Source organism: Microbulbifer regidiadema (SeqCode) (assembly GCF_052467605.1).
On the sequence record NZ_CP174316.1, the window covers coordinates 4,168,216 to 4,193,801 of the forward strand.

Below are 25,586 nucleotides of genomic sequence, written 5' to 3' on the forward strand. Positions count from 1 at the left end.
AGTAACCCCCTCCGACCAAGTGACTTTTAGGAGAGAGAATGGCCGAAGTAACAGTTAGTGAACTCGCCAAATCGGTTGGTGCCACCGAGGACCGTCTGCTCAAGCAGATGAAAGAAGCGGGTTTGCCTCACACCTCTGCCGATGCAGCGGTGTCAGACGAGGAAAAGCAGGTCTTGCTCAGCTTCCTGAAAAGCAGTCACGGGGAGCAGGGCGCTGCGCCGCGCAAGATCACCTTGAAGCGCAAAACCACAACCACGCTGAAGACCGGCTCTGGCACCGGCCGCAAGACTGTGAATGTGGAAGTGCGCAAGAAGCGCACTTATGTGAAGCGCCCTCAAGCTGAGCTTGAAACAGCGGCAGGTGACGAATCCAGCAACCCCGCACAGGACGCGGCAGTTGAAGCCCTGCAAAACGAGCAGGAAAGACTGGCAGCCGAAGCCGAGCGCGCACGCGCTGAGGCCGAGGCGGAAGCTGCACGCCTAGCGGCGGAAGAAGCGGCCAAAGCCAAAGCCGAAGCCGAGGCGAAAGCCCAGGCCGAAGCCGAGGCAAAAGCCAAAGCCGAAGCCGAGGCGAAAGCCAAGGCCGAAGCTGAAGCCAAGGCCAAAGTGAAAGCAACAACTGAAGTGAAGGCCGAGCAAAAGCCGGCTAAATCTGAGGATAAGACCGCGGAAAACGTAGTGAAAAAGGCAGAACCCGCCGCACCAATCCGCTCCAGCTACTCCGACGATATCGAGGCAATGCGTATTGCCGCGATGGAGCGTCGCAAGCAGCAAGCTGAGCAGGAAAAGCGTGAACTTGAAGAGAAAAAGGCTAAAGTAGAAGCCGATCGACGCGCAGCCCAGGAAAAGAAAGAGAAAGCTGCTCAGGCAGCCAAGGCTAAACCAGCACCGGCGAAAAGTGCTGAGAAGACCAATGAGGTCAAGCCGGCTCTGCGTCGCAAGCTGGAGGCAGCGACCACTGCTCCCGCTGAAACTGATCGCTCCGAGGACGAGCCGCGCAAGCGTCGCGGTCGCCGCTCCAAGTCCGGCCCGAAAAAATCCAGCAAGACCGCTCTGTACGAGCAGGCGCTGGAAGTATTTGAGGAAGACGAAGCATCCAAGCGCAGCACGCGCTCCCTGTCTAGTCCGACTCTGAGGGTTAAACCCACCCACGGCTTTAAAAGGCCCACGGAGAAGCAGGTGTACGAAGTACAGTTGGGCGAAACCATCACTGTTGGCGAGCTGGCCAAACAGATGAATGTGAAAGCCGGCGACCTGATCAAACGCCTGATGAAAATGGGCGAGATGGCTACCATCAACCAGAGCCTGGACCGTGAGACCGCTCAGCTGATCATCGAAGAGATGGGCCACAAGGTGGTATTCCGCTCCGAGAGCGAGCTGGAGGAAGCACTGGTTGCCGAGACTCAGGCCAGTGAAGGCGCTGAGGTTTCCCGCGCACCGGTCGTTACCGTAATGGGTCACGTCGACCACGGTAAAACCTCCCTGCTGGACTACATCCGTAAGACTAAGGTGGCTTCCGGTGAAGCCGGTGGTATTACCCAGCACATCGGTGCCTACCGCGTAAAAACCAGCCAGGGCGAGATCGCCTTCCTGGACACCCCCGGACACGCCGCCTTTACCGCGATGCGCGCCCGTGGCGCCCAGGCAACTGACGTGGTTATCCTGGTAGTGGCCGCCGACGACGGTGTGATGCCGCAGACGGAAGAAGCGGTGAACCACGCTCGCGCCGCCGGTGTACCGCTGGTTGTCGCCATCAACAAGTGCGACAAAGAAGCTGCCGATCCCGATCGCGTTAAAAACGAGCTGGCAGCGAAGGACGTTATCCCGGAAGACTGGGGCGGTGATACCCAGTTTATCAATGTGTCTGCACACACCGGTGAAGGTATCGACGAACTGCTGGAAGCTGTTTCCCTGCAAGCAGAGATGCTGGAGCTGAAGGCCAAGATCAAGGTACCGGCAACGGGTGTTGTGATCGAATCCCGCCTGGAAAAAGGTCGCGGTGTTGTGGCTACCCTGTTGGTACAAAACGGCGAGCTGAAGCGCGGCGATATCGTACTGGCGGGTCAGAGCTATGGCCGTGTGCGCGCCATGACCAACGAGCTGGGCAAGCAGGTAAAAGAAGCCGGCCCCTCAACCCCGGTTGAGCTGCTGGGTCTGGACACTACCCCCAACGCCGGTGACGAGTTCATGGTGGTTGCGGACGAGCGCAGAGCCCGTGAAGTGGCTGAGCAGCGCGGTGACAAAGAGCGTCGCGAGCGCATGCAGCGCCAGCAGGCGGCCAAGCTGGAAAACATGTTTGCCAACATGGAAGCCGGCGAGCGCAAAGTACTGCCGGTTGTGATCAAAGCGGACGTGCGCGGTTCCCTGGAAGCTATCCTGAGTGCACTGGCGGAGATCGGCAACGACGAAGTTTCTGTCAACGTTGTGTCCAGCGGTGTGGGTGGTATCGCCGAAAACGATATCAACCTGGCCCTGACCTCCGGCGCTATCGTACTGGGCTTTAACACCCGTGCCGATGTCGCAGCGCGCAAAGTGGCCGAGACGGAAAGTGTAGAAGTTCGCTACTACAGCGTTATCTACAACCTGCTCGACGAAGTGAAGCAGGCGCTGTCCGGTATGCTTGATCCGGAAATACGCGAAGAAATCGTGGGTATTGCCCAGGTTCGCGATGTGTTCCGTTCACCGAAGTTTGGCGCCATTGCCGGTTGTATGGTTACCGAAGGTACCGTCTACCGCAACAAGCCGATCCGCGTACTGCGCGACAACGTTGTAATCTACCAGGGTGAACTGGAATCCCTGCGCCGCTTCAAAGACGATGTGCAGGATGTGCGCAACGGCATGGAGTGTGGTATCGGGGTTAAGGACTACAACGACGTCAAGTCCGGCGACCAGATCGAAGTTTACGATATCGTTAAGGTTGCTCGCGAACTCTAAGGAGTTTTGCAGCGGAGCCAGGGACAAACCCGCGCGGCGATCGCCGTGCGGGTTTTCCTGTCTTTAAACCGCCATTCTCAATAGGTAAACAATGGCAAGAGAATTCCACCGCGCAGACCGCGTCGCCGACGCCATGCGCCGCGAGTTGGCCCAGCTTATTCAGAAAGAAGTACGCGACCCTCGTCTGGGCATGATTAATGTCAATGATGTAGAGGTCAGTCGTGATCTGGCCACCGCCAAGGTGTTTGTCACCCTGGTCGGTGAAGACGACCGCGAAAAAATTGATGCTTCTATGTCTGTGCTGAATAAGGCCGCAGGCTTCCTGCGTACCCAGTTGGCACGCTCCATACAAATGCGCAGTATTCCGCGCTTACACTTTCGCTACGATGAAACCTCCGTACGCGGACAGGCACTTTCCGCGCTGATTGATAAGGCGATAAGTTCTGATCGTAAGCACCAGGACGACGATAGCGACTCCAACGAAGATTAATCCATGGGCCGCAGACCAAAATGGGGCCGGCCGGTTCACGGCGTGCTGTTATTGAACAAGCCCGCCGGGATTACCGCCAACGACGCCCTGCAAAAAGCCAAACGACTCTTTTTCGCCAATCGCGCCGGTCATACCGGAGCGCTGGACCCCCTGGCAACCGGTGTACTACCGATCTGTTTCGGTGAGGCGACCAAGTTCTCCCAGTACCTGCTCGATGCGGACAAGCGCTACCGCAGTACTTTTGTTTTCGGCATGACCACCGCCAGCGGCGACGCCGACGGCGATGTGCTGGAAACCAAAGACGCTTCCGCTTTGAGCGAAGAGGCCGTGCTGAAAGCGATGGAAGCCTTTCGCGGTCGCATCAAACAGGTGCCGTCCATGTACTCGGCCCTCAAGCACAAGGGGCAGCCGCTGTATAAGCTGGCGCGCCAGGGCTTGGAAGTGGAGCGCGAGGCGCGGGAAGTAGAGATTTTTGAATTCGAGCTGCTGAGCTTTACCCCGGGCGCCCAGCCCCGTGCGGAAGTTGAGGTTCACTGCTCCAAGGGCACTTATATCCGCAGCATTGCCGAAGACCTGGGCCAGGCCCTGGGTGTCGGCGCCTATGTGGAAGAGCTGCATCGCAGCGCCGCCGGCCCCTACAACGAGGCCGACTCAGTGACCCTGGACGAGCTTACCGAAGAGCGCGGTGAGGGAATGGCGGAAGCGCTGGACCACCACCTGCTGTCGGTGGACTCCCCCGCGTCCTCACTGCCCAAGCTCACCCTCCCGGATGACTCCGGTTACTATGTGCGCCAGGGGCAGCCGGTAATGGATTTGCAGGTCTACCGTATCGGTGCAGAAGGTGATATGGTGCGCCTCTTCCTGGAAAATGGCGATTTTCTGGGCGTAGGAGAAATTACTGACGACGGGTGCGTAGCACCTCGGCGTCTGGTAAGTGGTACTTAAGCAGAAAACGCTATATTGGTGAGAGCCGCTGGCGCTTGATGTGAGAGTATCGCAATAGTGAGTAGCTGGTCTGTAAATATGCACGGGCCAGCCGAATCTTTTAAAGCATATTACGACGAGGTTATTCGTTATGGCACTGTCTGCAGTAGAAAAAGCAGCAATCCTGAAAGAGCACGGCCAATCTGAAGGCGACACCGGTTCCCCGGAAGTCCAGGTAGCCCTGCTGACCGCCAACATCAACAAACTGCAGGGTCACTTCTCTGCGCACAAGCAGGATCACCACTCTCGCCGTGGTCTGATCCGCATGGTAAACCAGCGTCGCAAGCTGCTGGACTACCTGAAGCGCAAGGATCTGAACCGTTACGCACAGCTGATCGCTAAGCTCGGCCTGCGTCGCTAAGACCCTGGAATGCCCGCCTCTGGCGGGCATTCTTTTTTAATGCTTGTGGAAAAGTGGCGCTGTTGTCACTTTTCCGCAGTTTCGCAGCACAGCCCAGGGCAAACACCCGGCGACTGTGTTGCGTCTGCACCGGCCACCCGGGTCGGTAGCGGTACATCCCCGTATCGCTCTGGGTTGAAGGTTTGGAACCTCTGCCCAGGCAACCACTGTAGGGGTTACTGGAATGGGCCAGTAACCGTAAGGAAATAGGAAAAAAACTAGTGAATCCAGTAAGCAAAACTTTCCAATACGGACAACACCAAGTCACCATCGAGACTGGCCGCATCGCGCGTCAAGCCACTGGTGCCGCCCTGGTTACCATGGGTGAGACCGTTGTTCTGTGTACTGTTGTCGGCGCCAAAGAAGCCAAGCCAGATCAGGACTTCTTCCCGCTGTCCGTGCACTATCAAGAAAAAGCCTACGCGGCTGGCAAAATTCCCGGTGGCTTCTTCAAGCGCGAAGGCCGCCCGTCTGAAAAAGAAACCCTGACTTCCCGTCTGATCGATCGCCCGATCCGTCCATTGTTCCCTAAAGGCTTCATGAATGAAGTTCAGGTAATGATTACGGTGCTGTCCGCAGAGAAGGACGTGGATCCGGATATTGCCGGTATGATCGGTACTTCCGCAGCATTGTCTGTATCCGGTATCCCATTTGGTGGCCCGATCGGCGCTGCTCGTGTGGGCTATACCCAGCAGGACGGCTACCTGTTGAACCCGAACTACAGCGTGCTGGCCGGCTCAGAGCTGGACATGGTGGTTGCGGGTACTAAAGATGCGGTGCTGATGGTTGAATCCGAAGCGAAAGAGCTGCCGGAAGATATCATGTTGGGTGCGGTACTGTTTGCCCACCAGGAAATGCAGGCTGTTGTTAAAGTCTGTGAAGAACTGAAAGCAGAAGCTGGTAAGCCCACTTGGGACTGGCAGCCGGAAGCCGAAAAGACCGAGCTAAAATCTGCGCTGGAAGGCCAGTTTGGTGGCAAGGTTGCCGAAGCATACCGCATCACCGACAAGCAGCAGCGTACTGCTCGCCTGAGCGAGCTGCGCAGCGAAGCGGTCGAAGCCCTGGCTTCTGAGGAAGTTGAAGCTGGCGATGTAAATAGCTATTTCGGTAAGCTGGAAAAGAAAACCGTTCGCGGCGCCGTAGTGCGTGGCGAGCCGCGCATCGATGGTCGCGATACCAAGACTGTGCGCCCGATCAACGTAGAAGCTGGTGTCTTGCCAAAAGGCCACGGTTCTGCGCTGTTCACCCGTGGTGAAACCCAGGCTCTGGTCGTTGCTACTCTGGGTGCTACCCGTGATGCACAGATCATTGATGCCCTGGAAGGTGAACGTAAAGACTACTTTATGCTGCACTACAACTTCCCTCCCTACTCTGTAGGTGAAGCAGGTCGTGTCGGTGCTACCGGTCGTCGTGAAATTGGCCATGGCCGCCTCGCCCGTCGCGGTATTGCTGCCGTTCTGCCAGACCCCGAGAGCTTCCCCTACACCGTGCGTGTGGTTTCCGAGATTACTGAATCCAACGGTTCCAGCTCCATGGCCTCCGTGTGTGGTTCCAGCCTGGCGCTGATGGATGCGGGTGTTCCGCTGAAGGCACCGGTAGCTGGTATTGCTATGGGCCTGGTGAAGGAAGACGAAGGCTATGCGGTTCTGACCGATATCCTCGGCGACGAAGACCATCTCGGCGATATGGACTTCAAAGTAGCGGGTACCGCCTCCGGTGTGACCGCGCTGCAGATGGACATCAAGATCGAAGGTATTACCGAAGAGATCATGGAAACTGCTCTGGAGCAGGCTCTGCAAGCGCGTCTTCATATCCTCGTGGAAATGAACAAGCTGATCGGTGAATCGCGTACCAGCGTGAATGAAAACGCACCGCGTTTCGCAACCCTGAAGATCCATCCGGACAAGATTCGCGATGTGATCGGCAAGGGTGGCGCGACTATTCGTTCTATCACTGAAGAGACCGGTGCTTCCATCGATATCGAAGATGACGGCAGCATCAAAGTCTTCGGTGAAGACGGTGAGAGCCTGGAAGCGGCGGTAACCCGCATCGAGGAGATCACTGCGGAAGCTGAGATCGGCGCTATCTACGAGGGCACCGTGGTGCGTATCGTGGACTTCGGTGCGTTTGTTAACTTCCTGCCAGGCAAAGACGGTCTGGTGCATATCTCGCAGATCGCTGAAGAGCGCGTCAATGCGGTAACCGACTACCTGAGCGAAGGTGAGAAGGTTAAGGTCAAGGTGCTCGACGTTGACCAGCGTGGACGTATCAAGCTTTCTATCAAGGAAGCCAAGGCCGATGCCGCTGCTGCGGAAGAAGCCAAGCAAGGTTCCGGCGAAGCTTAAGTCGCCGAACTGAAAAAACCCGGCTTTTAAGCCGGGTTTTTTTATGCCCGCACCACTATGGCATGGTCGCTTGTTGCCAGTTTTCGATTAGAATTCTGCAAAAAAAGGGACAAAACAGTGGATAGTTTGTGGCCGATCGATATTCTCCTCTCCCTCGCCGCACTGCTGATTGCCAATCAGTACTGGCGCCTTGGCAATACCCGCTACTTATCTGCCGCACTACTGGTGATGGCGGGGCTTTTATTGATCGCTGTCTGTGCGTTGGTCGGCGCCTATCGCTACGGTATCGATCCCGGCGTAACCCAGCTGCACCGAGCCCTGCTGCAATTGTCCGGGTTTAGCTCGCTGCTGCTAATTGGAATCGGATTGGTTTGGGCGCGTTTCGGGATAGGTCTTGGACAGGGTACCCGGGGACCCGCCTATGCAGTACTGGTGCTGGTATTGGCTTCGTCTATTGGTATTTCGGAAAGTGGCAGCTTGTCGCCGCAAGAGGTGATAGAGGTATTTTCTGCCCTGGGGCTTCTGCTGTGGCTGGGGGTCGCCATGATGGAGCTGATGTCGCCGCGACGCCTGTCGCCACCGGGGCCCCTGTTGCTGGGGGCCGGCGCTGTTGTTATTGCGATGGATGGTTTGTTTGTGGGTACCGGCGCTCCCCGGGTCTTGGGGTTGGCGCGCACAAATTGGTTTCACCTGCTGCTGGGACTTTCGCTATTTTCGCTGTTAGCGGCCCGGCCACTGTTCGAACGGGATAAGTGTTTACATGAGTAACGTAATTACTGAACTGCGCGGGGGCTGCCACTGCGGTGCCGTTCGCTACCGGGCGCGGCACGAGCGCAAAGCGGGGCAGAAACTGATCGCCCACGCGTGCAACTGCTCCATGTGTGAGAAAGTGGGTTTCCTGCACGTTATTACTCCCGCAGCTAACTTTACGCTGGAGTCGGGGGAGGGCGAGCTGGAGTGTTACACCTTTAATAGCGGGGTGGCCAAGCACTTGTTTTGTCGCCACTGCGGGGTGAAATCATTTTATGTGCCGCGCTCCAACCCGGATGGCTACAGTCTGAATGCGCGCTGTTTTGACGAGAGACCGGGGGACTTACAGGTAGAACCTTTCGACGGTCAAAACTGGGAGCAGAATGCCGCCGAGCTGGCCCATCTGAGCAAGTAAGCTGCCCCTTTCGATCCCCGGCGAAAGAGGCGGCGTCGCTCGCTTAGTGCTTAACCCAGGAGAAGTCTACAAATACTGGATCGTGGTCGCTCAACCCGCTGTAGGCTGAAGAGCTGATATAGTAATTGCTGACATCCAGTGTGTAATTGGGGTTGTTGTTAATAACAACGACATGATCGGTAGTGTCCTGAAGTTCATCGGCGCAGGCCTCCAGGCTGGTATCGCTGCCAGACAGCATATACTGGCAGGCGTGCTGGCCGCCGACCCGGGCAAAAAAGGCTTTCCAGGCCTGGTAATTGGCACCGCGCCAGTCATTGTCACTTTCGTCAAATGCCATATTGAAATCGCCGGCCAAAATAACGGTGGCATCGTTCGAGTGGGCGGCAATCATATCGGCTATTTGATCCAACTGTTTGGCCTTGGCATTCAGGTCATCGTCCTCGCGCCCCGCATCCATATGGGTGTTATAGACATGCACGTGGAAGTTTTTCGTGACTTCGATTTTTGCCACGGTAAAGCCTTTTTCCGTATCGCAATCGTTGCCGGCACAATTATTAAAAGTTTCCTCCTCATAGGTGGCAAAGGAGTAATCGTTGTTGTCGCGGTCTTCCCGGTCGAATGGAAACTTGGAGAAAGTCAGCAGGCCGTTACCAAAACTGGTGCTGCCGCCCTTCCAGTGCTTGGAGCGATAGGGAACGGTATCGTTATCGAGCTTGTCGTCGTCGTCCAAATAATTGGCTTTGGTTTTATTCCACACCTCCTGCATCAGCCAGAGGTCTTTGGGGTTGTTGTCAAATGTGTCAATGATCTGTTTAAAATCAGATGTGCTATTGCCGCCAATACACTCTAAAAAGCCATCCATGTTGTAGACGATCATGTCAAAGTTGCCGGAGTTGGCATCGGGAAATTCGCTGTCACCGTAGTCGTAGCCATCGAGATCCTTTGAGCCGGTGTCATCGACGTCGCCAATAAATTCAAACCAGTTACACGAGGTTATAGCATCCCATATGTCCTCAAAATCTACTGCGGCAGCAGAGTGGCTAAATAGTAGGGTGAGGGAAATTAATAGTCTTTTTATCACTGTTATTCTCCAGACTTGTTATCGCTGATTATTTTGTGGTGGGCGAAAAACGATTTTTTATTCGCGGGACCTCTTTGTTTCGCCGGTGGGGATGATGGATAGCGTAGGTTACAAATCGGAGTAAGGCAGGTTTATTTTATTTTATTTATTTGTAAAAAAGCCGCAGATTATTTTTCTTCACCAAAACATAATAAAAAACACAAAAATTGTATATTTCCCGGTGAGCAATAAATGGTTTTTTAGTCGGGTTAAGTGGGCTGGGGAAATATTACTCAGCGTGGCCTAAAGAGCGCAGCAAAATTGCCAAATTCTTTAGGGCCGCTTAAAGGGTTCCATCCGTGGAACCGGGGTATTTATTGGGGGGCGGTCAATGGCGCTTTGCTCGACGAGTGCGGATTAGCCAAAGATAGTGACCATTTGGCGGGAGAGGGCGGTTAAACGCCCATCGGCATCCCACAGGCGCGCCTGGATTACGGCGTAGCCATCCTCAGCCTGCTCCACTTCGGCCTGGTATTGCCACCAGTCAGAAGCGCTGCGCTCTGGCAGTGGCTCCATAAACTCCACGGTCCAGGTTAATGAGCTGGCGGGCGCCGGCTCTTTCATCATTGGGAGTGTCGCCGGTGGCCAGGCATCGATCAGTGCGAGCAGGTGGCCGATACCGGTGCGGCCCTCACTGCCGTCCTTAAAGCGCACCCAACCCCCCAAAACCCGCTCTTTCGCGGCGCTAAAAGGCAGGCCCCCGCAAGCGATGCGGTAGTCAAACTTCTGCGTGAACTCCGGCACCAGGCCTTCGATATAGGGCAGGGTTAGGCATTTTTCCGGGGAGGGGTACTCCGGTGCTGAGGGGCCTTCGGCGAGAACCGATGACTCTCTGCCCCGGCCAAAACTGGCGAGACCCGCCAGCATAACCGCACCCTCCTGGTCGAGGTGTCCCTGCACCTGGGTGACAGAGCGCCCGGCGCGCAGTACTTCGGCGCGGGTGCCGATCGCGCCCGGGGCAACCGGGCCTACGAATGAGGTGGTAAAAGAGCGCAAGCTGCTGTCGGCGGGCAGTTTTGAAGCCATCTGCTCGTACAGCATTGCGGCTACCAAGCCGCCAAATGTCGCGCGCCCCTGGGTCCAGCCCTCGGGCACAGAGGTGGCACCTTGTGCGGATTGCCAATCCCGAAGTAATTGATCGAAAGTCATAGAGTTACCGCTTGAGAGCGGCAGGTGGGACCTGCCGCAGAAAAATACCGGGTGAGAGGGGTATTATTTAAAGATGTGTTCCTCGCCGGGGAAAACGCCTTGCTTGACGTCCTCGGCGTACTTGCGCAGGGCTCCGGGAATATCTTCGGCCTCCACCAGGAAGTTTTTGGAAAACTTGGGCGGCTGTTCGGTGAGGCCCAGAATGTCATTGATTACCAGTACCTGGGCATCGCAGTCGCGGCCCGCGCCGATGCCGATGGTGGGCATGGATACGGATTCGGTAATCCGCTTTGCCAGGTCGGCGGGCACACATTCCAGTACCAGCAGATCGGCTCCGGCTTCGTCGAGTAGCAGGGCGTCTTCGAGGATTTGCTTGGCGTGCTCCTCATCGCGCCCCTGGACCCGATAGCCCCCCAGCTTGTGCACGGATTGAGGGGTGAGGCCCAGGTGGGCACAGACGGGAATACCGCGATCGGTAAGGATTTTTACCGTGTCAGCGAGCCAGGCGCCGCCTTCGATCTTCACCATATGGGCGCCGGCCTGCATGATCCGGGTGGCATTGGTCAGTGCCTGCTCTGGGGTGGCGTAAGTCATAAACGGCATATCCCCCATAATCAGGGACTTTTTATTGCCGCGCGCGACTGCCTCGACGTGGTAGATCATCTGCTCCATGGTCACTGGCACGGTGCTGTCGTAACCCAGCACAGTCATGCCCAGGGAATCTCCGACGAGCAGTGTCTCAACCCCGGACTTTTGCGCCATCGCAGCCATTGGGGCATCGTAGAGAGCAACGGTAATAAACTTCTCACCGCTGGCTTTCATTTTTCGCAGGGTTTGCACAGTTACGAGCTTTTCTAATTTAGAGGGTGCATACATAACGATTAACTTCCTGGGTTGTAATAATGCCGGCCGCTGGAAATCGTGAACAGATATTCGACCAGCTGTTGGTAGTCCTCTGGGCTATCGACAATGTCGATCTCCTCGGTATTGACGATGAGTAGAGGCGCCTCATCGTAAAAATGGAAAAAGCGGGCGTAGGCGTTATTGAGGCTGGCCAGATACTCATCGCTTATGCTCTGTTCTGCGCTGACGCCGCGACTGCGGATTCGGGCTTGCAGTACATTCAGCGGTGCCTGCAAATAGATCACCAGGTCCGGCTTGGGGGCCTCCAGGGTGAGGTGCTTGTAGACCTGCTGGTACAGGTGCAGCTCGTCCTTATCCAGGGTGACCTCGGCAAACAGCTGGTCCTTTTCGATCAAAAAGTCCGACACCCGCACCGGCTTAAAAATATCGTCCTGCCGCAGCGCCTGGATCTGCTGTGATCGCTGTAGGAGGAAGTGCAGCTGGGTGGATAGCGCGGCATTGTTGGGGTCCCGGTAGAAGCGCTCTAAAAAAGGGTTCTCCTCGGGTAATTCCAGCAGGGTGTCGTAATTGAAGGTGGCGGCCAGCTTTTTTGCCAGTGTGGTTTTGCCCACACCAATATTGCCTTCCACCGCAATAAATTTGGGCGGTGTTTGCTCGGGCAGGTTGAACTCAGTCGTGCTGGTCTCGGATTTTTCGATAACCACTTGAGCGACTCCTTTTCGTTGGGGGCTTCCCTGGTGAGTTGCAAACGCAAAAGTACTATTGAGAGAGCCGCCCGTCGAGTAACTGGGGAGCCTCTGAATAATTCCGTTACCTCTCTGCGGGCCTTGAGGGCTACAGATATTGGGCGCAGGCCGCCGCGCGAGGTCTACTGCGCAGCCGCGCCCTGATAGCCAGGGGCATTGCGAAGTTATTCAGGGGCCCTCTAGGCCTCAGTCGAGCCAACCTTTTCCAGGCGGTTTTCCGGGCAGCGTTGTAGCAGCGCGGGCAGTGTGTCAGCGCCGGGCAGTGTCACCTCGGGAGCCAGCTCCGCCAGGGGCAGCAATACAAAATTGCGCTCGGCCATGCGTGGGTGCGGGACTTGCAGGCGCGGCTCGTCAATTTGAGTTTGCCCAAACAGCAGGATATCCAGGTCCAGGGTGCGGGCGCCCCAGCGGATGGAGCGCTCGCGCCCGTGGGATTGCTCGATAGACTGGAGCTGCTCCAGTAGCGCCAGAGGGGCCAGTGCCGTTTTCAAGGCGGCGACGGCATTGATGTAGTCCGGTTGCTCGCCGGGGCCGATGGGGGCGCTGCGGTAAAAGCTCGAACACCCCAATAGCTCTGTACTGGGGATTTGCTCCATCGCGGACAGCGCGCTGCGCAGTTGTTTGCCGGGCTCCGCCAGATTGCTGCCGAGGCCGATATAGACCGTTTCCATTACTGCTCTGCTCTCGGTTTGCGGCGGCGGCCGCGAGAGTTGCGGTTGCGACGGCCACCGCTGCTGCTGCCGCTGCGCTGTAGCTTGCGCACCATCTGCTGGCGCTGTTCGTCGTCAGCTTGCTGGAAGTCGGTCCACCACTGGCCCAGACCCGCTTCAATTTCACCGCTCTCCTCCCGCAGCAGCAGAAAGTCGTAGGCGGCGCGGAAACGGGGGTGTTCCAACAGGCGCTGGGCGCGGCTGCCACCGCGTTGGGGCAGGCGCTGCTGTAGATCCCAGATTTCGCGCATGGGAATTGAGAAGCGCTTGGGGATCGCGGTGTGGGCCAGCTGTGAACTGGTGATTTTTTGTGCCGCCTGGGCCAGCGCCGGTGCCGCTGGGGTGCCCTTGCCGATCAGCTTCTGCTGCTCGGCGTTGACCGCAGGCCACAGTAGGGCGGCGTAGAGGAAGGCCGGGGTCACGCGCATATCGGCGCGAATACGCTGGTCGGTATTGCGCAGGGCCTGTTGGGACAGGGCCAGTGCCGCGCTGTCGCGCTCAATATAGGCCGCATTGTCCGGGAACAGGTGCTGCCAGAGCTGGTACTGGCGCAGCAGTTCAAAGGTGCGCTCGCCGTGGCCGCTCATCAGCAGCTTGAGAATCTCATCGAACAGGCGCGCCGGGGCAATATTGCGCAGCAGGGGCGCCAGTTCGTGCAGGGGCGCCTCGGTCTCGCCCTCGATGGTGAAGTCCAGTTTGGCGGCGAAGCGCACCGCGCGCAACATGCGCACCGGGTCTTCTTTATAGCGGACCTCGGGGCAGCCGATCATGCGAATCAGGCGCTTCTCGATATCCTCGACACCGCCGGTGTAGTCGTGGATTTCAAACCCTTTGGTAGTGTAGTAGAGCGCGTTCACGGTGAAATCCCGGCGCACGGCATCACTCTCCAGATCGCCGTAGACGTTGTCGCGCAGCAGCATGCCGTGTTCGGACTGCTTGGCCTCGTGGGCCTCGCCGTCGCTGTGGTGGCCGCGGAAGGTCGTTACCTCAATAACTTCGCGGCCGATGCGGGCGTGCAGGATGCGAAAGCGACGGCCGACGATGCGGGCGCCGCGAAACAGCACCTTGGCCTGCTCCGGGGTGGCATCGGTAGCGACATCAAAATCCTTGGGGTGGCCGCCGAGCATCAGGTCGCGTACGCCCCCGCCGACGATATACGCCTGGTAGCCGGCATCCTGTAGGCGTTTCATAACCGTCAAGGCCGCGCGGCTGATCTCCCGGCGCGAGATGTTGTGGTCGTTGCGGGCGATAACCCTGGGGCCTTTACTGGCCGGCTTGCGCCAGCGTTTGATACTACTAATCAGGTTGTTGAGCATACGGCTGTCTATGTTGACTGCTGCCATTTAGGGATGGCCGGGAAAGCCCCGCTGTGCACGGCCGCACATCGACTGGCGGCCGCTAAAAGTGGCGGTCCCTCAGGGGGAGGTTCGCGGTGGCACTGCTGGGCCTCTGTACCTGGGCTGCCCCAGGAGCGAGCCCGGAAAGGGAGCCTCAGCGGCTATCTATCCTCAGAGATCGGGACTCGCGGGCGCGATTCTAACACACGCAAAGGAATGCGCCCGCAATATGCGGGTGCCGGTAAGTTCGGGGAAAAGAAATATGGGAATTATTATTACCAGTATGAAGGCAGCGGCTTCCTTGCGCTCTCAATTTGCTGTCAAGCAAACACCCTCTCCCAGGTATAGTTCAGTCAGTTTGCAACGCGCTTGTTGTTATTCTTATTCTTCTTGAGATTTATTGTTATTGTTTATTGTTGTTCTGCTGGTTTTGGCCTCTCATTGCTTTTATTGTCGGCCGCCCCATTATTTTTATTATGTTTCGCCCCGCTTATTGTGAGTTGTTCTAGGGCTTGTAACAGTCATTTATTTTTATTGTTGGCTGTTTTCAATTTTTGTACTAAGAGTAAAGCACTTAGTATGCCAACTTTTAAAAATCCTTATAAATCAATAAGTTACGATCTTTACGAAATTTGACGGAACTTTTCTTAGCGCCATTGCGTTACGGAAGGAGCGGTAGTTGTTACTTCTGGGTGGGGGTGGGTAACACTCTCTGCGGTAACCCCTGTGGGGGTGGGGTAACAGAGCGCTGGGGGTCGTGTGGTATTGGAGGACAAAGGGGGAAACAGGGGGCTGGAGCCCCCTGGGGAAAGGCGTGTTTTATGCCTCTGCGGTGGCGCTGCGGCGGCTCTTCTTGCGCGGGATGCCGAGCTTTTGGCGGCGCTCCCACAGGCACTTGCGGCTGACGCCGAGCTTCTTGGCCAGGTCGGTCTCGCTCATGGTGTCCTGGTGCTCGATCACGAAGCGGGCGAAGTAGTCCTCCAGGGACAGGTCCTCGCGGGGGTCTGTGTGCAGGCTGCGCGGGCGCGGGATACCGTCGGCCTCTTCGATCGGCACCAGGTCCAGGTCGATATCCAGGGTTTTGTGGTCGATCTCGCGGCTGTTGCTGTCTGTCAGGATAACCGCACGCTGAATGGCGTTTTCGAGTTCGCGCACGTTACCGGGCCAGGTATAGGTGGTCACCGCCTGGACGGCTTCCGGGGACAGGCGCAATAAAGGGCGCTCAATTTTGGTGCAGAACTTCTCCAATAGGTGCTCTGCCAGTGCGAGGACGTCCCTGCCGCGCTCTCGCAGGGGCGCAAGCGTCATTTGCACCACATTGATGCGGTAGTAGAGGTCTTCGCGGAATTTGCGCTCCGCCGATAGCTGGCGCAGGTTGCGGTGGGTCGCCGTTACCAGGCGCACATCCACTTTGTGGGATTCGATCGAGCCGATCGGCCGCACCTCGCCTTCCTGTAGAACGCGCAGCAGGCGGGCCTGGGCCTCCAGGGGCAGCTCGCCGATCTCATCGAGGAACAGAGTGCCGCCATCGGCGGCCGCGACCAGTCCCTCGCGGGAACTCTGGGCGCCGGTAAACGCGCCCTTCTCGTAGCCGAACAGCTCCGATTCGATCAGGGTGTCGGGAATCGCGGCGCAGTTAACTGAGATCAGGGGCTTGCTGGCCCGGCGGCTCTCCTCGTGGATAGCGCGGGCCACCAGTTCTTTACCGGTACCGGTTTCACCGTGTACCAGGACGGTGGCATCGGTGGGCGCCACCTTGTGGATACGGGCGTAGAGTTCCCGCATCACCGGGCTGCTGCCGATCATACCGGCGATGGTGCCGGTGTTTTCCTTTTCGGCGATGGGCTGGGCGCGATTCTGCTCGGCCTTGCCAATAACCCGGCGCACGGTGGCGAGCATTTCGTCGTGATCAAAGGGTTTGGCGATATAGTCTGCGGCACCCATACGCATGGAATCCACCGCAGAGCGGAGGCTGGCGTAACTGGTCATAATCAGCACCGGTACATCGCCGGCGTGCTTGAGCAGGTCGGTACCCGGTGCGCCGGGCAGGCGCAGGTCGGAGATAACCAGGTCAACTTCATTGAGGCGATACTTGCTGAGCGCCTCCTTTACCGACCCCGCTTCACTGATTTTGTAGCGGTGCCGCTCTAACAGCTTGCGCAGCGCCGTTCGGATAATGGCTTCATCTTCGACGATGAGGATGTGGCTCATATGTTACGCCTGGTTACAAAATACTCAGTAAGCGCCTAGTTTTACCCGGGCGCCGTTTCGATGCAACTCAAAAACCGTTAATCGAGTTGTTTTTGCTCAAATAATGATCTATTAGAATGTTCAGTCAGCTCAGAGATCCAGGGGCAGCTGCACAATAAAGCGGGCGCCAGTTCCGCTTTCCCGGTTGGCTGGGCTCACCAGCTCCAGCTGGCCGCCGTGTTCCTCCACAATGCTGTAAACCATCGCCAGCCCCAGCCCCGTGCCTTCGCCGGGCTCCTTGGTGGTGAAAAAGGGCTCCAGAATTCGCTCCCGGTGCTGCGCAGAAATCCCCGGTCCGCTATCGGTTACCGAAACACAGGCGCTGCCGCGCTTGCGATAGCCCTCGATTGCGATCTGGCCGCCATCGGGGCTGGCGTCGCGGGCGTTGCTGAGCAGGTTGATAAACACCTGGATCAGGCGCTGGTTGTCCCCCGGGGCGATCAGGTCTGCCGGCACCTGATTTTCAAACTGGACCTCGGTCTTGTCCCGCTGTAGGGACAGCAGATTGACCGCCTCCTGCACACAGGCGTAGAGGTCCACCGGCGCCCGCTCGCTGTCGTCCTGGTTGCCGCTGTGGGAGAAGTTGACCAGTGAGTGGACAATACGGCTGATGCGCTGGGTCTGGCTCAGGATCTGGTCGGCGGTTTCCAGGACTTCGGGGTTGTCGCAGTCGTACTGGAGGTTTTGCGCCAGGCAGGCGATTCCCGTTACCGGGTTGCCCACCTCGTGGGCGACACCGGCGGCGAGGCGGCCCACAGAGGCCAGGCGCTCGCTGTGGATAAGTTCCTGCTCCAGTACCTGGGTTTCGGTGATGTCCTCCAGCAGCAGCATCTGTGCATCGCCGCGCTCGTTGCGGGAGCGGTCGCTGCGGCTGCGCTTTTGCCGCGCCTTGTGCAGGTTGAGCCAGTGGCTGTTGCCATCGAGACTCACCTGCTGCTTAAAGCGGCTGGCGTCGGTGGACAGGGCAAACTCTCCCAACAGGCTGCGCCAGGGCTCGGCCAGGTACTCCAGTTTCGAGCCGATGACCTCGCCGGCACTGATGCCGGTGAGGTCCTGCATGGCGTAGTTCCACAGCAGGATTTCGCCATCGCGCCCCAGAGAGCAGGCGGCCATCGGCAGTTCCTCCAGCATTTGGCGGTGGTACAGGCGCAGGTTGTTGAGTTCTGCGGCCAGGCCGGTGAGCTGGTGCTTGTAGCGGCCCAAGCGGGTCTCGATCAGGTGGATATCTTTGTTGGCCGGTTGGTCGCTGTTTTGGAACGGGAAGTGGCGGTCGATAATCTGCACCGCCAGCACCCGCCCCAACAGGCCGGACAGGTTGGACTCCAGCTTGTTGCGCAGCTGGCGCAGGGCGTAGGGGCGGCGCTCGTCATCCGGCAGGTTGAGGGCGGCGAGGGCGCGCTGAACTTCTTTGTGAGCGGTGGCGGTGCCGAGGCTCTCAGCCAGGCGCAGGCGAAAATCCGCTGCGGATTCCACATCCAGTCCCAGGCGCAGAGCCTGGGCGATGGTGTCGTCGCTGCACAGGTCAGCGGCGTACTGCTCCAGGTTGCTGGCGCGGGTGAGAAGCGACAGCCCGACAAATAACAGGACGTTGAGCCCCAGTGACAGGGTGGTGATCTGAGTCCAGATCGACATGCCCAGGGGAATTTCGAGGGCGGTGCCGGGCAGGGTGATGCCGGTAATCCCAAAGATTGACGGGATTAACAGGCCGCAGCCCCACAGCAGCATGCCCGCCAGCAGGCCGCCGACAAAGCCGCGCCGATTGCCCCGGGGCCAGTGGATAACGGCAAAAATCCCCGGCAGGAATTGCAGTGAGCCGATAAATGCCAGCAGGGCCAGGTCCGACAGGGAGAGGCGGTTGTTGAGCAGCAGGTAAAAGGCAAAGCCGGCGATAAACAGAGTGGCGATCAGGGCGCGGCGCAGCCACACCAGCTGCCGGTACATATTGTCCTCGGAGTGCCAGCGGGTGCCGGGCAGCAACCAGTGGTTCATCACCATAGTGGCGAGGGCCAGGGTGATCATAATCAGTGCGCCGGTCGCCGCCGACAGGCCGCCGATAAAGGCCAGGGTGGTGAGCAGGGCCGAGCCGCTGGCGCGGGGCACCGCCAGGGAGAAGTACTGCACCGGGCCGGCCACATCCAGGGCAAAGCCCGCCCACATAATGGGAAAGATCGGCAGGGCCATCAGCAGCAGGAACAGGGGGAAGCCCCAGCTGGCGGTGCGCATTGCCTGCCCGGTGGGGCGCTCGGCCACACTCAGGTAAAAAATATGCGGCATGGCCACGGCCGTGGCGATAAACACCAGCAGCAGGGTGTGGGATGAGCCCTGCTTGATGGGGGTGTAGAGTAGCTGGTGCATATCGGGATTGTCCCGCAGCCACTCATCCAGGCCGGAGAAACCGCCGAAGACACCGTAGATGGCATAGCCGCCCACTGCGGTCAGTGCCACCAGTTTTACCAGGGACTCCAGCGCCATGGCACTGGCCAGGCCCTCGCCGCGCTCGCGGGTGGCGCCGTACATACTGGTAAATACGGCCAGCAGCACACAGTAGAAAAATGCGATTAAATTTTTGCTCGACACGCCGCTGTCCGGCAGTGCCAGGGCGGCCACACTATCCCGCGACAGCAGCGCCAGGGTCTCGGATACCGCCTGGATTTGCAGGGCGATCAGCGGCAGCAGCGCCAGCAGCATAAACAGGGTGGCGAGAGTCCCCGCCTGGCGGCTGTGATAGCGGAACACCAGCAGATCCGCCGGGGAGTAAAGTTGGTAGCGCTGCGCCAGCCGCGCCAGCGGCTCCAGGGCCACCGGTGCAAACAGGAACATGGCGCCGGTGCCCAAATAGTAGGCGAGCACCCCGTAGCCGTACTGCCAGGCCAGGTCGACAATACCGTAGAAGGTCCAGGCCGATAGCGAAACGCCGAGGGAGAGCACATACACCAGCGGGTGGCGCACCCAGCGGGAGGGCAGCCAGCCCTTCGAAGTGGCGAAGGCGACAAAAAACAGGGTGGCGATATAGGCCACTCCCACCAGGGCAATATGGGCGATATCAAAGCTCATTTGATTTGCGCCTCCACTGGATAAAAATCGCCAGTAGGATCAGCACGAACCAGAGGATAAAGGGCCGATACCAGGCGCCGACGGGATTGATCATCCAGGTGAAAATCGTGGGGGAGAATACATAGCCCACCAGCACCAGCAAAATTAATAGTGTGCGGTTACTCATAGATCGCCTTGAAAACCCGCTAGAGAAAGTGTGTTGCCCGCGCCCTGTGCCGGTGAGAAGTCATCCCTGAGCAATCGATGGCGCGGGTTATCAGCCGGCCCCGCAGGGGCAGCTGGCGCGGAAATGGTAAGTGCAGCTCGGGGTCAGTGCAATTGGCGGTTGCGCCTATCTACCTGGTGACGGCGCCAGTGGGCGGTGGCCCACTTGAGAATCGCCTCGGGGGATTCCGCTGCGGCGCTGCTCGGCAATTTGAAGCCGAGGAAGTGCAAAGCTTCGCACAGGTTCTCGGCGGGCGTACGCTCGTCGATAGCCGGCGCGTGATTTTGTTTGCTGAGTTTTTGCTTGTCGTCGGGACCCATCACCAGCGGCAGGTGGCCGAACTGGGGCGCAGTGGCGCCGAGGATTTTAAATAGGCGCTGTTGTACGCCGGTGGTCTCCAGCAGGTCTGAGCCGCGCACCACCTGGTTGATGCGTTGATCGATATCGTCGACCACCACGGCCAGCTGGTAGGCGTAGAAGCCGTCGCGGCGCTTGAGGATAGTGTCCTCGCGTATCTGCTGGCGCTGTTCACCGTGCCAAATATCCACAAAGCGCTCCTCGCCGCCGGCGCACTCTAGTCGCAGTGCCGAGGGTTCGCTCACCTCGGATTTAAGGCGGCAGAAGTCGTTGGCGTGGCCGCCATTTTTTTTAATCTGGCTGCGGGAGCAGTCACAGGGGTAGAGCAGTCCCTGTTGGCGCAGTGTGGACAGGGTGTCCTCGTAGAGTGCATAGCGCTTGCTCTGCCACTGGATGGGGCCGTGCCAGTGCAGGCCGTGGGCTTCCAGGGATTTGAGAATACGGGTTGCCGCGCCGGGCTCCTCGCGGGGCGGGTCGAGGTCTTCCATGCGCACAAGCCAGTGCCCGCCGTGGGCGAGGGCGTCGAGGTAGCTGCCGACGGCGCACACCAGGGAGCCGAAGTGGAGCGGTCCACTGGGGGAGGGTGCGAAGCGGCCAATATAGGAAATCGTACTGTTCAAAATAAAAAAGGGCGATACGATGATCGCCCCTTTTAAAGCAGGGCGATCACAAGCGAACGCCGTGCCACTTTGGTTATGGATTGGGCGATCGCGGATCAGCCGGAGATCTGCCGTTCCTTAATTTCCGCGAGGGTTTTGCAGTCCACGCACAGAGTGGCGGTGGGACGGGCTTCCAGGCGGCGAATGCCAATATCCACGCCACAGGCTTCACAGAAACCGTAGTCATCCTGGTCGATAAGCTCCAGGGTGGAGTCGATCTTCTTGATCAGCTTGCGCTCGCGATCGCGAGTGCGCAGTTCCAGGCTAAACTCTTCTTCCTGGCTGGCGCGATCTGCGGGATCGGGGAAGTTTGCGGCCTCGTCTTTCATGTGGGAAACGGTGCGGTCCACTTCCGCCATTAGCTCGGCCTTCCAGGCCAACAGCAAGTTGCGGAAATGCTCCTGCTGCTTCTCATTCATGTACTCTTCGCCCTGGGTCTCCTTGTAGGGCTCAAAGCCGTGCAGAGATTCGGTGCTCGCAGCAGTTTTGGGCATAGTCGTTGCCTCTCTTTCTATACGGGCCCCCCTTTATGGGGGCGATACCACCAAATTCAATCTAGCCTAGCCTGGAATCTTTCTAAGTGATGCATTTTTTTTCACCTATGTGACTCGCTGCGCTGGCAGGCTAATCCTGTTCTCGGTACCAATACCCCCGGTGACCGAGAGCGAGGAAGCTATCAAATCTGTGCGATTCGCGCTACCAATAGTTGTCTGCTATTTTGTGGCGCCTGAAATTACAGCCAAGTGGTTCAGCCCGTGAAATTTACCCCTCCGTTGCAAAAAGCAACGCTTTTACGCCGTTACAAGCGCTTTCTCGCCGATGTGAAATCAGCCAGTGGCGAGGAGTTTACCATTCACTGCCCGAACACGGGCTCTATGAAAAATTGCTGGGTGGAAGGGGGCGATTGCTGGTACTCCGATTCCGGCAATCCAAAACGCAAATACCGTCACAGCCTGGAAATCTGCACCACCCCGGAGGGCGCCCTGGCGGGGGTCAATACCGGCCGCGCCAACGCCCTGGTGGAAGAGGCGATTTTGTCCAGCGTGGTCAGCGAGTTACAGGGCTATACCTCCCTGCGCAGGGAGGTGCGCTATGGCGAGGAGAACAGCCGTATCGACCTGCTCCTGTCCGGCGCTGCGGGGGACTGCTACGTAGAGGTAAAAAATGTCACCCTGGCAGACGGAGCCCGGGGTTACTTCCCCGATGCGGTCAGCACCCGGGGCGCCAAGCACCTGCGCGAATTGCAAAAGCTGGCCGAGAGCGGCGTGCGCGCGGTGCTGTTTTACTGTGTGCAACACAGCGCTATCGAGACGGTGCAGGCGGCGCGGGAAATTGACCCCGCTTATGCCGAGGCCCTCGACGCCGCTGTCGCTGCCGGTGTGCAAGTGCTCGCCTACCGCGCGCAGCTCGCTGCCACCGGTGTCGAGTTAACCGAGGCCCTGCCTTTTCTCCCGTGAGGGAGAAGCGGTGCGGAGTTGTCAGTCGGCCAGCAGTGCGTAGAGACCATCCTGGGCATATTCCACCGGTACCGGCGTCAGGGCATCGCCGGTGCAGGGCCCGGCAATACACTCCCCGGATTCGATAAGAAATAGCGCGCCGTGAGAGGCGCACTGGATCAGTGCGCCATCGGGATCGAGGAACTGATCTTCCTGCCAATCCAGATTGATGCCCCGGTGCGGACAGGTGTTCTTGTAGGCGTAGACCTCGCCGTCTTTCATCACTGCAAACACATTGTCAGTGCCGGCGGCAGTGTCGCCGAGGGAAAACCCCTTGGATTGTCCTTCGCTCAATTCGTCATAGCGACACAGGAAGTACTTCTGCATAGATTATCGGCTCCCGGCCTAGTGGGTGTTCAGGGCGCAAGCGCCGCTTTATTCGGGTGCCGCGAGTCTAATAGACGTATAGCGGATTGTCCCGTCGCGCAGTATACCGAGGGTGATTTCATCGCCGGCACGGTGTTTTTCCAGGGCGTTGAGCAGGTCGTCATAGCTGCGAATCGGCTGCTGTTCCACTTCGACAATCACATCGCCCAGCTGCCAGCCGCCACTTCGGCTGCGGTGGATACCGCGCAGACCGGCTCTCTCGGCGGGGAGTCCGGGTGCCGTGCGCAACACGGCCACCCCCTCAAAACCGTAGCGGCTGCTCCACTGGTCCGGGGCGGATTCGATACCGATAATCGGCCGCACCAGGCGGCCATGCACAATCAATTCCGGTACAATTTTCTTGACCGTATCTACCGGAATCGCAAAGCCAATACCGACACTGGCGCCACTGGGACTGTAAATTGCGGTGTTGACCCCGATTAAGCGGGCCCGGGAGTCCAGCAGTGGGCCGCCGGAATTGCCCGGGTTAATGGCCGCATCGGTTTGGATAACATTGCGAATGGTGCGATTGTTGGCGGCTTCAATTTCCCGCCCCAGGGCGCTGACCACCCCGGTGGTGAGAGTGGTATCCAGGCCGAACGGGTTGCCGATAGCCAGTACCTTGCGGCCCACCGCGAGATTGCTGGAGGTGCCGACCACCAGCGGTTTTAACAGCTCTGGCGGCGCGTCAATTCTCAATACGGCCAGATCCTTTTCCGGCGCCGATCCCACCAGCTCGGCCGGCCACTCACTGCGGTCCTGCAAAGTGATAGTGACCTGGCGCGCCCCCTCAATAACGTGAAAGTTCGTGACAATATGGCCCTCGCTATCCCAGATAAAGCCACTGCCGGCCCCTTTGGGCACCGAGTGCAGGCGCAGGGTTCTGCGATCCCGCACCAGGGTTTCATTGGTGACGTAGACCACCGAGGGGCTGGCAAAGTTGAACACCTGCATGGTGTTGCGCTCGTCGTCGGTGGCGAAGATTTCCGCCTGTGCAGACAGCACAGGGGCGAGCAGTAAAAATACGGCAATAAAGCGGCAGAGCTGCGTCTTAAGCAGAGTCATTAATACTATCCTCCCTATGAACTCGGGGCCGGAAGCCGAGTGTCGCTGTCGTCTTCCGTCTTTTGCTCACTGTGTTGAAAAGTGTACCTTGTTCGCAATATTGGTGCGGTACTGGCTGCTTATTGGGGCCTGTTGGCGAGATTTAAAGCGGGAACTCGTTTTGACCAATCGCGCTGGTGATAAACAGGTTCAGATTGCCCCGGTGCGGGGTTGCCGATTAAAAAACAGCACCAGATTGCGTACCGTGGTTACCTTGCCGTAATAGGGGTTATTTCCACAGCCCGCAAGGCTTCGCCCAGTTCTTTGTGCGATTTGCTCAATTAAGTCCAGATCGAGGTCATCTTCATCCAGTTTTAGAGTATTAAAGAGTTCATCTGATGCCTGAATTGGGACCTGTTGTTTAGTGGGAAGTGCCGCTTGTAGTTGCTCATATACCGCTCGAATAATCCATGTATCTACAATTTTACAATCAAACTCCCGGGCAAATTCACAAATAGATAAACCTTTGCGCTTTTCACATAGTTGTTGGAAGTGCCTGTCAATTTTCGGTTGTTCGATGTAGCCGCAAATTATGGTCAACAATCCTAAGCCAGCTAAAACTAAAAAATAGATTGGCTGGTAAATAAAGAGAGCTAAAACTGCGGTCAGGAAAGTAAATGATGTAAATTTACTGGCCCTTTCGGGCTTGTATTTAAGCATAAATCTTGATGCTGTTCGCATATTTTATCGTTACTCCAGTTTTGCTAATCGCAGCTTTTGTTGTAATTTGACAAGGTTATTTTTCGTGCAGGTATAGTTTGAAATAAATAGCTTGTTGGCATTGATATATTGTGGGTTTTCACTCCATAAGGGAGAGCGGCCAATTAATAATACGGCGATGACTGCTGAGAAGTATTTGACGGCATCTGTTATTTATCCGTATCCCGATGGGGGCAGCGATGGCGTTGTAAGTAATTAAAATACCACTTTGCCCCGCACCAGTTTAATTAGACCCTAATTGCGAAAATTTTGCAGGGCGAGGATTCGATCGTCCAGTGGTGGGTGCGTGGCCATAAGAGCGCCCATATTGCCAAAAATACCAAAGGCTTTCATATTGCCGGGCAGGGGTTCCTCGTGGCCGCGATCGGACTCCACCTTGAGCCGTTGCAGTGCGGCAATCATGGACTGGGGGCTGGCCAGAGTGGCGCCGGCGTGGTCGGCCCGGTATTCGCGGCGGCGGCTGAACCAGGCGACAATCATCATGGCGAAGATGCCAAATACGATATCCATAACAATGGAGGTAATAAAGTAGCCGATGCCCAATCCCTCTTCATTGCGCAGGATAACCCGGTCCACAAAGAACCCCACCAGGCGGGCGAAGAACATCACAAAGGTATTTACCACGCCCTGAATTAGAGTCAGCGTCACCATATCGCCATTGGCCACATGGCCTATTTCGTGGCCGATAACGGCGCGGGCTTCCTCCCGACTAAAGCGCTGCAACAGGCCGGCACTGACAGAGACCAGGGCATTGTTGCGATTCCAGCCGGTGGCGAAGGCATTGGCCTGGGGCATGGGAAATATCCCCACCTCCGGCATACCGATGCCCGCTTTGCGCGATAAGTCCCGCACAGTTTCCACCAGCCACTGCTCATCGGCGCTGCGCGGCTGTTGGATAATTTGTGTGCGGGTACTGACCCGGGCAATAGTCTTCGACAATAGCAGGGAAATAAAAGAGCCGCCAAAACCAAAAATGGCACACATCAATAACAGGGCGCCGAGGTTGAGATCAACGCCGTTACTCTGAAGAATGCCCCCTATCCCCAAGAGGTTAAAAATAATGCCAACCAAAATCAGGACCGCCAAGTTGGTCAGCAGGAATAGCCCAATGCGCAACATCGGATCTCTCCTT

Annotated in this window: 23 protein-coding genes; 8 read left to right on the forward strand and 15 right to left on the reverse strand. The window is 57.7% G+C overall.

Features of this window, described 5'->3' with window-relative positions; translation table 11 throughout:
* The first annotated feature begins 38 nt into the window (after positions 1-38).
* The 7 genes from infB (at position 39) to ACJJIF_RS18895 (ending at position 8,317) form a co-directional block, all read left to right on the forward strand.
* Complete coding sequence (gene infB, locus ACJJIF_RS18865; RefSeq protein WP_444929818.1) at positions 39-2,933, forward strand: translation initiation factor IF-2; 2,895 nt, start codon at positions 39-41, stop codon at positions 2,931-2,933.
* Between the two features lie 91 nt (positions 2,934-3,024).
* Positions 3,025-3,423, forward strand: coding sequence for a 30S ribosome-binding factor RbfA (rbfA, locus tag ACJJIF_RS18870; protein ID WP_444929819.1), 399 nt, complete (start codon positions 3,025-3,027; stop codon positions 3,421-3,423).
* A 3-nt stretch (positions 3,424-3,426) separates the two neighbouring features.
* On the forward strand, positions 3,427-4,368 hold the full coding sequence (truB, locus tag ACJJIF_RS18875; protein WP_444929820.1) for a tRNA pseudouridine(55) synthase TruB: 942 nt from the start codon (positions 3,427-3,429) through the stop codon (positions 4,366-4,368).
* A 130-nt stretch (positions 4,369-4,498) separates the two neighbouring features.
* Positions 4,499-4,768 carry a 30S ribosomal protein S15 gene (gene rpsO, locus ACJJIF_RS18880; RefSeq protein ID WP_252083174.1) on the forward strand — a complete coding sequence of 90 codons (270 nt, stop codon included), beginning with the start codon at positions 4,499-4,501 and terminating at the stop codon, positions 4,766-4,768.
* 260 nt (positions 4,769-5,028) lie between these two features.
* Positions 5,029-7,152 (forward strand): polyribonucleotide nucleotidyltransferase, encoded by a 2,124-nt coding sequence (pnp, locus tag ACJJIF_RS18885; RefSeq protein WP_444929821.1) that lies wholly within the window; start codon positions 5,029-5,031, stop codon positions 7,150-7,152.
* Between the two features lie 117 nt (positions 7,153-7,269).
* On the forward strand, positions 7,270-7,920 hold the full coding sequence (locus tag ACJJIF_RS18890) for a hypothetical protein (protein WP_444929822.1): 651 nt from the start codon (positions 7,270-7,272) through the stop codon (positions 7,918-7,920).
* Entirely contained in the window at positions 7,913-8,317 is a 405-nt protein-coding gene (locus ACJJIF_RS18895; protein ID WP_444929823.1) for a GFA family protein, read from the forward strand. Before ACJJIF_RS18890 ends, ACJJIF_RS18895 begins: the two co-directional genes overlap by 8 nt.
* Before the next feature lie 43 nt (positions 8,318-8,360).
* Here the strand turns inward: ACJJIF_RS18895 and ACJJIF_RS18900 are convergent, their stop codons facing one another.
* From ACJJIF_RS18900 to dksA, 11 genes are all read right to left on the reverse strand, one after another.
* Entirely contained in the window at positions 8,361-9,398 is a 1,038-nt protein-coding gene (locus ACJJIF_RS18900; RefSeq protein ID WP_444929824.1) for an endonuclease/exonuclease/phosphatase family protein, read from the reverse strand.
* Positions 9,399-9,794: 396 nt separating this feature from the next.
* A complete protein-coding gene (locus ACJJIF_RS18905; RefSeq protein WP_444929825.1) occupies positions 9,795-10,586 on the reverse strand; it encodes an acyl-CoA thioesterase in 792 nt (263 codons plus the stop codon).
* A 63-nt stretch (positions 10,587-10,649) separates the two neighbouring features.
* Positions 10,650-11,462 (reverse strand): 3-methyl-2-oxobutanoate hydroxymethyltransferase, encoded by an 813-nt coding sequence (panB, locus tag ACJJIF_RS18910; protein WP_444929826.1) that lies wholly within the window; start codon positions 11,460-11,462, stop codon positions 10,650-10,652.
* Positions 11,463-11,467: 5 nt separating this feature from the next.
* Entirely contained in the window at positions 11,468-12,154 is a 687-nt protein-coding gene (locus tag ACJJIF_RS18915; protein ID WP_444929827.1) for a deoxynucleoside kinase, read from the reverse strand.
* A 221-nt stretch (positions 12,155-12,375) separates the two neighbouring features.
* Positions 12,376-12,867, reverse strand: coding sequence for a 2-amino-4-hydroxy-6-hydroxymethyldihydropteridine diphosphokinase (folK, locus tag ACJJIF_RS18920; RefSeq protein ID WP_444929828.1), 492 nt, complete (start codon positions 12,865-12,867; stop codon positions 12,376-12,378).
* Positions 12,867-14,249 (reverse strand): polynucleotide adenylyltransferase PcnB, encoded by a 1,383-nt coding sequence (gene pcnB / locus ACJJIF_RS18925; RefSeq protein WP_444929829.1) that lies wholly within the window; start codon positions 14,247-14,249, stop codon positions 12,867-12,869. The genes folK and pcnB overlap by 1 nt, the downstream gene beginning before the upstream one ends.
* A gap of 813 nt (positions 14,250-15,062) precedes the next feature.
* Positions 15,063-16,454 (reverse strand): sigma-54-dependent transcriptional regulator, encoded by a 1,392-nt coding sequence (locus ACJJIF_RS18930; protein WP_444929830.1) that lies wholly within the window; start codon positions 16,452-16,454, stop codon positions 15,063-15,065.
* 129 nt (positions 16,455-16,583) lie between these two features.
* A complete protein-coding gene (locus ACJJIF_RS18935; RefSeq protein WP_444929831.1) occupies positions 16,584-19,547 on the reverse strand; it encodes an ATP-binding protein in 2,964 nt (987 codons plus the stop codon).
* Entirely contained in the window at positions 19,537-19,713 is a 177-nt protein-coding gene (locus ACJJIF_RS18940; RefSeq protein WP_169337099.1) for a hypothetical protein, read from the reverse strand. The genes ACJJIF_RS18935 and ACJJIF_RS18940 overlap by 11 nt, the downstream gene beginning before the upstream one ends.
* A gap of 143 nt (positions 19,714-19,856) precedes the next feature.
* Positions 19,857-20,729: a tRNA glutamyl-Q(34) synthetase GluQRS gene (gene gluQRS, locus ACJJIF_RS18945; RefSeq protein WP_444929832.1), complete on the reverse strand. Its 873-nt coding sequence runs from the start codon at positions 20,727-20,729 to the stop codon at positions 19,857-19,859.
* Between the two features lie 95 nt (positions 20,730-20,824).
* The gene (gene dksA, locus ACJJIF_RS18950) at positions 20,825-21,262 is read right to left on the reverse strand and encodes an RNA polymerase-binding protein DksA (protein WP_444929833.1); all 438 of its coding nucleotides are present in this window, start codon (positions 21,260-21,262) and stop codon (positions 20,825-20,827) included.
* 261 nt (positions 21,263-21,523) lie between these two features.
* Between dksA and sfsA the strand changes: the two genes are divergently transcribed.
* The gene (sfsA, locus tag ACJJIF_RS18955; protein ID WP_444929834.1) at positions 21,524-22,225 is read left to right on the forward strand and encodes a DNA/RNA nuclease SfsA; all 702 of its coding nucleotides are present in this window, start codon (positions 21,524-21,526) and stop codon (positions 22,223-22,225) included.
* A gap of 21 nt (positions 22,226-22,246) precedes the next feature.
* On the opposite strand, the gene ACJJIF_RS18960 is transcribed toward sfsA, so the two are convergent.
* The 4 genes from ACJJIF_RS18960 to htpX all read right to left on the reverse strand — a co-directional run bounded on the left by ACJJIF_RS18960 (position 22,247) and on the right by htpX (position 25,573).
* Entirely contained in the window at positions 22,247-22,591 is a 345-nt protein-coding gene (locus tag ACJJIF_RS18960) for a Rieske (2Fe-2S) protein (protein WP_108734344.1), read from the reverse strand.
* A gap of 48 nt (positions 22,592-22,639) precedes the next feature.
* Entirely contained in the window at positions 22,640-23,695 is a 1,056-nt protein-coding gene (locus ACJJIF_RS18965) for a S1C family serine protease (RefSeq protein WP_444929835.1), read from the reverse strand.
* Between the two features lie 189 nt (positions 23,696-23,884).
* Positions 23,885-24,415 carry a hypothetical protein gene (locus ACJJIF_RS18970; protein WP_444929836.1) on the reverse strand — a complete coding sequence of 177 codons (531 nt, stop codon included), beginning with the start codon at positions 24,413-24,415 and terminating at the stop codon, positions 23,885-23,887.
* A 273-nt stretch (positions 24,416-24,688) separates the two neighbouring features.
* On the reverse strand, positions 24,689-25,573 hold the full coding sequence (gene htpX, locus ACJJIF_RS18975; protein WP_444929837.1) for a protease HtpX: 885 nt from the start codon (positions 25,571-25,573) through the stop codon (positions 24,689-24,691).
* Between the last annotated feature and the right edge of the window lie 13 nt (positions 25,574-25,586).